The 8,309-nt window shown below is 71.8% G+C and carries 8 protein-coding genes, 1 tRNA gene and 1 pseudogene; 5 read left to right on the forward strand and 5 right to left on the reverse strand.

The window, feature by feature from the left end:
• Positions 1 to 59: 59 nt before the first annotated feature.
• Positions 60 to 1,436, forward strand: a complete 1,377-nt coding sequence (locus FNH09_RS42385; RefSeq protein WP_152895191.1) for an MFS transporter — start codon at positions 60 to 62, stop codon at positions 1,434 to 1,436.
• Positions 1,437 to 1,497: 61 nt separating this feature from the next.
• Here the strand turns inward: FNH09_RS42385 and FNH09_RS42390 are convergent, their stop codons facing one another.
• Complete coding sequence (locus FNH09_RS42390) at positions 1,498 to 2,418, reverse strand: transketolase family protein (protein WP_152895192.1); 921 nt, start codon at positions 2,416 to 2,418, stop codon at positions 1,498 to 1,500.
• A 52-nt stretch (positions 2,419 to 2,470) separates the two neighbouring features.
• Positions 2,471 to 3,178, reverse strand: a complete 708-nt coding sequence (locus FNH09_RS42395; protein ID WP_152895193.1) for a thiamine pyrophosphate-dependent enzyme — start codon at positions 3,176 to 3,178, stop codon at positions 2,471 to 2,473.
• Between the two features lie 140 nt (positions 3,179 to 3,318).
• On the opposite strand from FNH09_RS42395, the gene FNH09_RS42400 reads away from it, so the two are divergent.
• Positions 3,319 to 3,392: transfer RNA gene (locus FNH09_RS42400), tRNA-Pro, on the forward strand.
• Positions 3,393 to 3,686: 294 nt separating this feature from the next.
• On the opposite strand, the gene FNH09_RS42405 is transcribed toward FNH09_RS42400, so the two are convergent.
• From FNH09_RS42405 to FNH09_RS42415, 3 genes are all read right to left on the reverse strand, one after another.
• Positions 3,687 to 4,181, reverse strand: a complete 495-nt coding sequence (locus FNH09_RS42405) for a hypothetical protein (RefSeq protein ID WP_152895194.1) — start codon at positions 4,179 to 4,181, stop codon at positions 3,687 to 3,689.
• A gap of 370 nt (positions 4,182 to 4,551) precedes the next feature.
• Positions 4,552 to 5,037 carry a DUF6114 domain-containing protein gene (locus FNH09_RS42410; RefSeq protein WP_152895195.1) on the reverse strand — a complete coding sequence of 162 codons (486 nt, stop codon included), beginning with the start codon at positions 5,035 to 5,037 and terminating at the stop codon, positions 4,552 to 4,554.
• Between the two features lie 82 nt (positions 5,038 to 5,119).
• Entirely contained in the window at positions 5,120 to 5,743 is a 624-nt protein-coding gene (locus FNH09_RS42415) for a DUF6230 family protein (RefSeq protein ID WP_152895196.1), read from the reverse strand.
• Between the two features lie 152 nt (positions 5,744 to 5,895).
• Here FNH09_RS42415 and FNH09_RS49270 point away from each other — a divergent pair.
• The 3 genes and pseudogenes from FNH09_RS49270 to FNH09_RS42425 form a co-directional block, all read left to right on the forward strand.
• Positions 5,896 to 6,024, forward strand: a pseudogene (locus tag FNH09_RS49270) (IS5/IS1182 family transposase); the annotation flags it as partial.
• Between the two features lie 8 nt (positions 6,025 to 6,032).
• Positions 6,033 to 6,275 (forward strand): hypothetical protein, encoded by a 243-nt coding sequence (locus FNH09_RS42420; protein WP_152895197.1) that lies wholly within the window; start codon positions 6,033 to 6,035, stop codon positions 6,273 to 6,275.
• A gap of 190 nt (positions 6,276 to 6,465) precedes the next feature.
• Positions 6,466 to 8,292 carry an ABC transporter ATP-binding protein gene (locus FNH09_RS42425; RefSeq protein WP_152895198.1) on the forward strand — a complete coding sequence of 609 codons (1,827 nt, stop codon included), beginning with the start codon at positions 6,466 to 6,468 and terminating at the stop codon, positions 8,290 to 8,292.
• Positions 8,293 to 8,309 lie beyond the last annotated feature (17 nt).

Raw genomic sequence — 8,309 nt, forward strand, 5'->3', positions numbered from 1 at the left:
GCCCCACCCCGGCCGGTCCCGTGGCACCCGTATGTCGTCGGGGAGGGGCGCAGCAGCGGATGACCGGGACACCGCCGTCGGAAGAGACGACAGGGACGACAGGGACGAGCGAGACGGCCGTGCGGGGGTACGGCAAGACGTCGCCGGGGGGTCGGAAGGGGCTGTTCCGGTCGCGGGACTTCGCCCTGTTCTTCGTCGGCCGTGCCGTCGCCCGGCTCGGCGACACCATGCTGCCGGTCGCCCTCGCCGCGGGCCTGCTCCAGCACGGGTACGGCGCGGGCGCGGTCGGCCTCGCCATGGCCGCGACGGCCGCCGCCTTCGCCGGACTGGTCGTGTTCGGCGGGGTCTTCGCCGACCGCTTCGACACCCGCAGCCTCATGATCGGCGCCGATCTGGTGCGCCTGGGCACCCAGGCACTGGCCGCCGGCCTGTTCTTCGCCGGGCATGTGGTGCTCTGGGAGATCTGTCTGATCGGCTTCGTCAACGGTGTGGCCGCCGCCGTCTTCCAGCCCGGTGTCGCCAGCACCGTGCCCCGGCTGGCCGCCGACGTCCAGGGCGCGAACGGCGCCATACGCGTCGCCGAGTCCGCCGCCCAGCTCGCCGGCCCCGCCCTGGCCGGACTGCTCGTCGGCTTCGCCTCGCCGGGCGCGGTGTTCGCCGTCCACGCCGCCACCTACGCGGTCAGCGCCCTGTGCCTGCTGCTGCTCCGCCTTCCCCCGCTCGCCGCCGCGAGGTCCCAGACAGCCACCGCCACCTTCAGGACCGATCTGGTCGAGGGCTGGCGGGAGTTCCGGGCCCGCACCTGGCTGTGGGGCGTGATCGCGATCTGGTGTCTGTACATGGTCGCGGTCTGGGGTCCGACCGTGCCGCTGGTGGCGACGGAGGTGGTGCAGCAGCACGGCCCCCGCGCCTACGGCCTGGTCAACTCGGCCCTCGGCGCCGGTACGGTCGTCGGCGGGCTGCTCGCCCTGCGGCTGCGTCCCCGCCGCATGCTGCGGGCCGGTGCGGTCGCCCTGTTCGGCTTCGCCGCTTTCCCGTGGGCGGTCGGTGCCGGTCTCGGGATACCGGCCATGGCGGCCTGCGCGGCCGTCGCCGGGGCGGGCATGTCCTTCTGGGGCGTGATGTGGGCGACCAGCGTGCAGACCCAGGTCCCGTCCGACGTCCTCAACCGCATCCACGCGTACGACGTCGCCGGCTCGCTGGCCATGATGCCCGTCGGGCAGGCGCTGGCCGGCCCCGCGGCGTCGCTGCTCGGCGCGAGCCATGTGCTGCTGGTCTCCGCGGCGGTCAGCCTCGTCGTCCCCGTCGCCCTGCTCGCGGTCCCCGCGATCCGCGGTCTGCTCCGTGCCGACGCCCCCACGACGAGGCTGACGCCCGCGCCCGTCCCCGCGCCCGCACCGGCCGACCGCGCCCCCGTACGCCCCGAGTGCGGTTGACCGACGCCCGGGCGGCTCCCGGACACCGCAGGCCGTCGGCTTCGGCCGTGTACCGCACGCTTCAGCCGTGTGCCGCCACCCGCCCGCCGGTCAGGAAGCCGGTGATCCGCTCCCGGAGCGAGCGCGGGTCAAGTCCGTGCGCGCTCACGTGCTCCGACAGGGTCCCGTAGCGCCGCAGCTCCCGCCGGCCCACGCCCAGGCCCAGGACCCGGTGGGGCACATCGGCGAGGGCGTCGTTCGCGGCCGCCGTGGACGTACCCGCCAGATACGGCTCGACCAGGACCACGTCCGCCGCCGCCCCCTCGGCGGCCCGGCGCAGCGCGGCCGCGTCGAAGGGCCGTACGGTCGCGGCGTACAGCACGGTGACGTCCAGCCCCTCGGTGGCGGCCAGCACCGCGTCGAGCATGGGCCCGACGGCGACGACCACGCCCCGGCGGCCCTCGCGCACGGTGTGCGTGCGCTGCCCGTCGACCGGCAGGGCCCGGGCGTTGGCCTGCGCGGACAGCCGTACGTACACCTTGTCGTCGTCCGCGGCCACCGCGTGCCGCAGCAGGGTCTCGGCCTCGTCGGGGTGGCCCGGCACGTGCACGGTCCAGCCGTCCAGGGTGTCCAGCAGCGCCACGTCGCCCGGTGCCATGTGGGTGTAGCCGCCCGCCGGCCAGTCGAAGGACGCGGCGGCGCTCACCAGCACCGCGCCGACGTCCTGGTGCCCGAGGTCCAGCTTGACCTGCTCGAAGGGCCGCTCGACGAGGAAGCTGGCGAACGTGTGCAGCACCGGTCGCAGGCCGGTCAGCGCCAGACCGGCCCCCGCGCCGATCAGCAGCTGCTCCCGGATGCCGACGTTGATCACCCGGTCCGGGTGCCGGCGGGCCGCCGCCGCGAAACTGTCCGTGCCGATCGCGGCGAGGACGACCGCGACCCGCGGGTCCTCGTCGAGCAGCCGGGAGACGACGGGGGCGAAACGGTCGCGCATGGTGTCCATGGATGCCTCGGTTCCTTTCCTGGGTTCCTGGGCGAGTCGAGGGAGCTGCGGTTCAGGAGTACTTCGGTTCGACCCGGGCCACCACGACCCGCGGGCGTCCCGGATGGGCGGCGGTGAGCGCCTCGTACAGCGCCGCGTGGTCCCGGCCGTCGACGGTCGCCGTGGACCAGCCGGCCGCCTCGAACCGCGCGGCGATCCCGCCCGGCCGGGCGTGGGTGGCGGAGGCGTTGTCGACGACGACCGTGTGCAGCCGGTCGAGTCCGGCGGGCCCGGCGAACGCGATCGCCTCGTGGTTGCTGCCCTCGTCCAGCTCGGCGTCCCCGACCAGCACCCATACCCGGGGCTCGTCGAGCCCCTGCGCGCGCAGCCCCAGCGCCGTCCCGACACCGATCGGCAGACCGTGTCCCAGCGACCCGCTGCCGATCTCGGCCCCGGGGACCAGCACCCGGTCGGGATGGTGGCCGAGCGGCGAGTCGTACGAGCCGAACCCGGGCAGCAGGTCCACCGGCACGAAGCCCTTGGCGGCCAGCACCGCGTAGTACGCCATCGGCCCGTGCCCCTTGGACAGCAGGAAGCGGTCCCGCCCCGGGTCCCGCGCACTCCGTGGACCGACCCGCAGCACCCGGTCGTAGAGCACCCACAGCACGTCCAGGGTGGAGGTCGCGGCCGGTCCGTGCTTCTCGTCGCCCGTCATCAGCCCCATCAGCCGGGGCAGATCCGCATAGCCGTACGTCCGGCGTTCTTCCGTGGTGGTCGTCATACGGACGATCCTTCAACCTCGACCAAACTTGAGGTCAAGCGGAGATGGACCCCGGATAAAAGGGGTGCGCGACCATCGACCGGAGTGCGGTATTGTTTTCCTGCGTGTTCGGCCAGGGGAAATCCCAGGTCAGAAGGCACCGGGACGTGGCGCAGCTTGGTAGCGCACTTGACTGGGGGTCAAGGGGTCGCAGGTTCAAATCCTGTCGTCCCGACTTTACGAAGTCGCAGGTCAGGGGCCGTTTCAGAGGAGATCTGAAACGGCCCCTGATTTTTTGGGGCGACGGACCTGCTGCCAGGCGCCGAAGACCAGGAGCGGTCCTTCAGCCGGCGACTTCGAGTTGACGCTCAGTGCGGGTTGTCCGATACGGACCGAAGACGAAGGACGCGCAGGCCCCGGTTGCAGCGCTTGTCGTAGGCCGCGTGGCCGGGTGACACGGACAGGACCCGTGCGTCAGATGTCCTCCCGCGGATGGTGTGGCACAGGTGGAGGTTGCCGGGTTCGTGGGTTACCGCACGCCAACACGGATTTGGGGTCCTGGCACGGTGAGGTCGGCGTCGCACGCGGTGAGGTGTGAGGCGGTCGCACCGGTCAGGGTGAGCGTCCGGGCGGGTGCAGGTTGATTCGTGAGCCAGTTCGGGATGGCGTCGGGTGTGACGGTGACGGCGCCGTGGGGCGGTAGTGGGGTACCGGCGCGCGCCGCGACGGTGCCGGTCAGTTCACGGAGGTAGAGGGTCACCACACCGTTGTTGCGGCCTTCGAGGGTGGATGTGGCGGCTTCCCTGGCGCGCAGTCGCAGTGTCGTGCCGCCCTGGCGTACGGTCACGTCGAGGCCGACGGCGTCCACCGACCGTGCCGTGAAGCGCAGCATCCGGACGGATCCCGACCTGCCGCGTACGGTGACGACACCGCGGAAGGTGAGGGTTCGGAGCACGAGCCGGGTGGCGCGTAGCTGCCAGGAGGCGTTCGCGAGCCGGACCGGCAGTGGGGCGCTTGGTGCCACGGCCCTGACGGCTCGCCCGGTGCCGACGGACGGTGGAATCACGTTCACCGGCGCCGCCCTGGGAGTGGGGAGCGACGACGGAGCGGTGACGGCGCCCAGGAGAGTGTTCGCAGGGGTTGCCGTTCCGCTCGGTGCCGTCGGCGGGGGGACGGCGGGCGATGTCGGTGCCGTGGACGTGTTCGCGCTGCTGACAGGGGAGGGGGAGCCGGAGGGACGGGACGTGGGCAGGTGCAGAGCCAGGGGCACCACAACTGCCGCCAGTACGCAGGCGAGGGGCTGCGGGACACGGCCGAGCCGCAGGGGAGCGGCCGGAGCAGGGTTGGCCGGACGGTGAGTGCCTAGGGCGGCGGTGGGCGGTACGCGGTGGCCGTCAGGTGTCAAAGGTGTTGTCTCCTGCCGTGGCGCTCACGGGTGTGTGGCTGACAGTTGCAGTGGCCGGCTCGGTGGCATCCGGCGGGAGCCACGCGAGGGCCAGGGACCCGCCGATGAGGCCGGAGAACAGTCCGAGGAACAGGCCGCCGAGGTTCGCGACGGGGAAGGAGACGAGAGCGAGCAGGAGGGTGGCGAGACCGGCGAACACCCATTGGTGAGGGCGGAGCCAGAGGCTGATGCCGAGGGCCATGAGCAGGGTTCCGATGATCAAGGATCCGGCGCCGGACGTGGTCGACAGGGCGAGTGGGATGCCGCCGAGGTCGAGGTGCGCGTAGGGCCAGTAGAGGATGGGCAGGCCCGCGTTGATGGTGAACAGCCCGGCCCAGAAGGGGCGTTCGCCACGCCAGGCGCGGAACCTGAGCCGGGAGTGGGCCGCGGTGGCGCGGAGGCCGGGGCGGCCGGCGAGGAAACGGGGGATCAACATCGAGTCCTGCTCGGGGGTGAGGTCGCGGACGGCAACCGTGCGAGGTGCCGGGGGGCGAAGGCGTGCCGGGGCGGGCCCGCGGTCAGGGGCAGTCGCGGTGGCCGCGATCGAACCGTACGCGCAGGCCGGGCACGTCGAAGGTGGCGGCGGAGAGCGCGACCGAGGTCACGCTGACGTCGGTCAGGGTGGCCGACGAGGCTTGCTGTCCGAAGCCGCTGGGGTCGAAGAAACGTGAGCTCCGGTCGCCCGGATCGACCGGGCCCTTGGTGATCTCACCCTGCGCGATGCCGATGTCGATGTTCCTGAAGTTCGCCTGGCCGGCCGCCTCGAACGTTGTGTCGAGGAACATGTTCGTGGCTTCCGTCGGGCGCTCGTCGCTGCCGGTCAGGGTCAGGGTGTGGGTGCCCACCACTGGGAGGTCGAGTTCGGCCGCCTGGCACAGGCCGCTGATCTCCGCGTGCCGGAATCCGGTGACCAGGACGGGGACGAGTTCATGCTTCTTCGACACGTCGACCATGGGGTAGATACTCAGGCCGCGGACGGTCAGCTTGTCGGCCGTGACCTGGAAACGCTGGCCGGAGATGAGGAACGAGGCGGCGAGTGCCCCTTGAGCCATGGCGATGCCGAGGGCCGTGCAGACCCCGACGCTGGGCAGCAGGACCATCGCGAAGCGCCGCCACCGGGTTCTGCCGAAGCCGTGCGACATCGCGACTCCCTCGGTCGTGGGAAGGGGCCGACCACACGCGTCAAGGGTGGGTGGCGCCCTGCTGAGTCCAGTGTCGGATCCTAGGCTTCAGGCCCGGCCGGGCCGCTGCACGCCGGGCCTGCCGTACGGGTGACTCAACTTCTGGTACTCCCTTCGAGGTCGGGACGAGCACGGTCTACCGCTGCATCAGCGAGGCCGTCGACGTGTTGGCCGCACTCGCCCCGACCCCCGACGAGCCCGTCCGAGCTGCTTCGACGAAGGCTTACGTCCTCCTCGATGGAGGTGTCTGGTGTCGATGCTCAGGATCGTCTCAGCGGCGGGCCGGCTGCGAGCGGTGGAGGAGCTCACCGCCGACGATCCGGGGTGGGCGGAGCGCCAGGGCGAACGGAGGGCCGAGCTACCTCGCGTGAGAAACGCGATGGCGCGGATTCACGGCGAGTTGGCCAACCAGAACGGCGAACAGGTCCTCAGCCTGGAGCTCGACGCGGTGGTGAAGAACCGTCCAGCGGCGAGATCCGATCGGGCCCGGTGAACGCGTCGACCGGTCCGCCCGCCAGGCTCGGAGAGGGTACCTTCCGGACCAGGCGAAACGGCACAAGGTGTGTGCAGGGCGTCAGTCGTCCGTCAGTCGCCCTTGTCCGGAAAAAACCGCTTGGACCGTGCGTGTCCGTCGCGGGACACTGCGATTCCTGACCAGCCCGACCGGACCTCACGAGGATGGCATGGGATCGCCCGAATCGCGCAAGGCCAGGCCGGGCAGGGGCCCGGTGCTCCTCGCCCTTCGCCACTACGCAAGGGAGACGCTCCGGCTCCGGCGGCTGGCGGTGCCGGGCATGCTGCTTCCGGCACTGGGCAACATCGGCCTCAACTACATCGCGCCGCTGGTCGTCGCCAGGCTCGTCGGCCGGATCGCCGGTGACGGGGGCGTCGGCATCGGCGCGGCACTGCCGTACGTGCTCGCCTTCGGCGGCGTCCTGCTGTTCGCGGAGACGCTGTGGCGCATCGGCCTGCACTGTCTCAACCGCCTCGACGCGCTCGGCATCGAGCACCTGTACGTCGTCGGTATGGGTGAACTGTTCGCCAAGGACGCCGCGTTCTTCCACGACAACTTCGCCGGGTCGCTGACCAAGCGGGTGCTGAGCTTCGCCTCCCGCTTCGAGGAGTTCGTCGACACCATGACCTTCCAGGTCCTGGGGAGCTTCGTACCCCTGCTCTTCGGGTCGGTGGTGCTGTGGCGCTACGAACCGCTGCTGGTCGTCGGGCTGCTGGCGATGATCGCGACGACGGCGCTGTGCGTGGTCCCGCTGATCCGCCGCCGCCAGAAGCTCGTCGACCGGCGCGAGGAGGCGATCGCCCGGGTCTCGGGCCATGTCGCCGACAGCCTGATGAACATGGACACGGTACGGGCGTTCGCCGCCGAGGACCGCGAGGCCGCCGAACACCGCTCCCGCGTCGCGGAGTCGAGGCGGCTCACCCTGCGTTCCTGGGACTACGGCAACCTGCGCATCGACACGCTGGTCGCGCCGATGTCCGTGCTGACCAACGCGCTGGGCCTGCTGCTCGCGGTCGCGCTCGGCGGCGGCCACGACGTGGAGACGGTCGTCGTCACCTTCACCTACTACTCCAACGCCACCCGCATCATGTTCGACTTCAACCAGATCTACCGCCGCCTGGAGAGCTCGCTGACCGAGGCCGCGCAGTTCACCGAACTGCTGCTCACCCCGCCGACCGTGCTCGACCCGGAGACGCCCGAACCCCTGCCGGACCGGCCCGCCGACGTCCACTTCGAGAAGGTCACCTTCGCGCACCACGGCGCGGCACCGCTCTTCGAGGGCCTCGACCTGTGCGTGCCCAACGGGACGAGGCTCGGTCTCGTCGGCCGGTCCGGCGGGGGCAAGACCACCCTGACCCGGCTGCTGCTGCGGATGACGGACATCGACGCGGGCCGGATCCTGATCGGGGGCCAGGACATCAGTAGGCTGCGCCAGGCCGACCTGCGCGGCCTTATCGCCTACGTACCGCAGGACCCCGCGATGTTCCACCGCTCGCTGCGCGACAACATCGCCTTCGCCCGGCCGGACGCCACCGACGCCGAGATCCGCCGCGCGGCCGAGGCGGCGCACGTCACGGAGTTCGCCGACGCCCTGGTGGACGGCTTCGACACCATGGTGGGCGAGCGCGGGGTCAAGCTGTCCGGGGGGCAGCGCCAGCGCGTCGCCCTCGCGCGGGCGATCCTGCGCGACGCCCCGATCCTGCTCCTCGACGAGGCGACCAGCGCCCTGGACTCCGAGAGCGAGATCCTCGTCCAGGAGGCGCTGTGGCGGCTCATGGAGGGGCGTACCGCGCTGGTGGTGGCCCACCGGCTGAGCACGGTCGCCTCCATGGACCGGCTCGTCGTCCTCGACCGCGGACGGATCGTCGAGCAGGGCACCCACCAGGAGCTGCTCGCGTCGCAGGGCGCCTACGCGAAACTCTGGCAGCACCAGTCCGGCGGCTTCCTCGACGCCGGTCCGGCAGCCACCGGCCCCGCACCCGCCGACCTGCACTGACCGGGCACCGCCCGCCC

Source organism: Streptomyces adustus (assembly GCF_009377175.1).
Lineage (GTDB): Bacteria > Actinomycetota > Actinomycetes > Streptomycetales > Streptomycetaceae > Streptomyces > Streptomyces adustus.

What these genes read in the sequence shown, in the direction of transcription:
- FNH09_RS42425 (WP_152895198.1), top strand. Translation starts at nt 6,466, where the DNA reads ATGGGATCGCCCGAATCGCGCAAGGCCAGGCCGGGCAGGGGCCCGGTG.
- FNH09_RS42410 (WP_152895195.1), bottom strand. Translation starts at nt 5,037, where the DNA reads ATGTTGATCCCCCGTTTCCTCGCCGGCCGCCCCGGCCTCCGCGCCACC.
- FNH09_RS42395 (WP_152895193.1), bottom strand. Translation starts at nt 3,178, where the DNA reads ATGACGACCACCACGGAAGAACGCCGGACGTACGGCTATGCGGATCTG.
- FNH09_RS42385 (WP_152895191.1), top strand. Translation starts at nt 60, where the DNA reads ATGACCGGGACACCGCCGTCGGAAGAGACGACAGGGACGACAGGGACG.
- FNH09_RS42415 (WP_152895196.1), bottom strand. Translation starts at nt 5,743, where the DNA reads ATGTCGCACGGCTTCGGCAGAACCCGGTGGCGGCGCTTCGCGATGGTC.
- FNH09_RS42390 (WP_152895192.1), bottom strand. Translation starts at nt 2,418, where the DNA reads ATGGACACCATGCGCGACCGTTTCGCCCCCGTCGTCTCCCGGCTGCTC.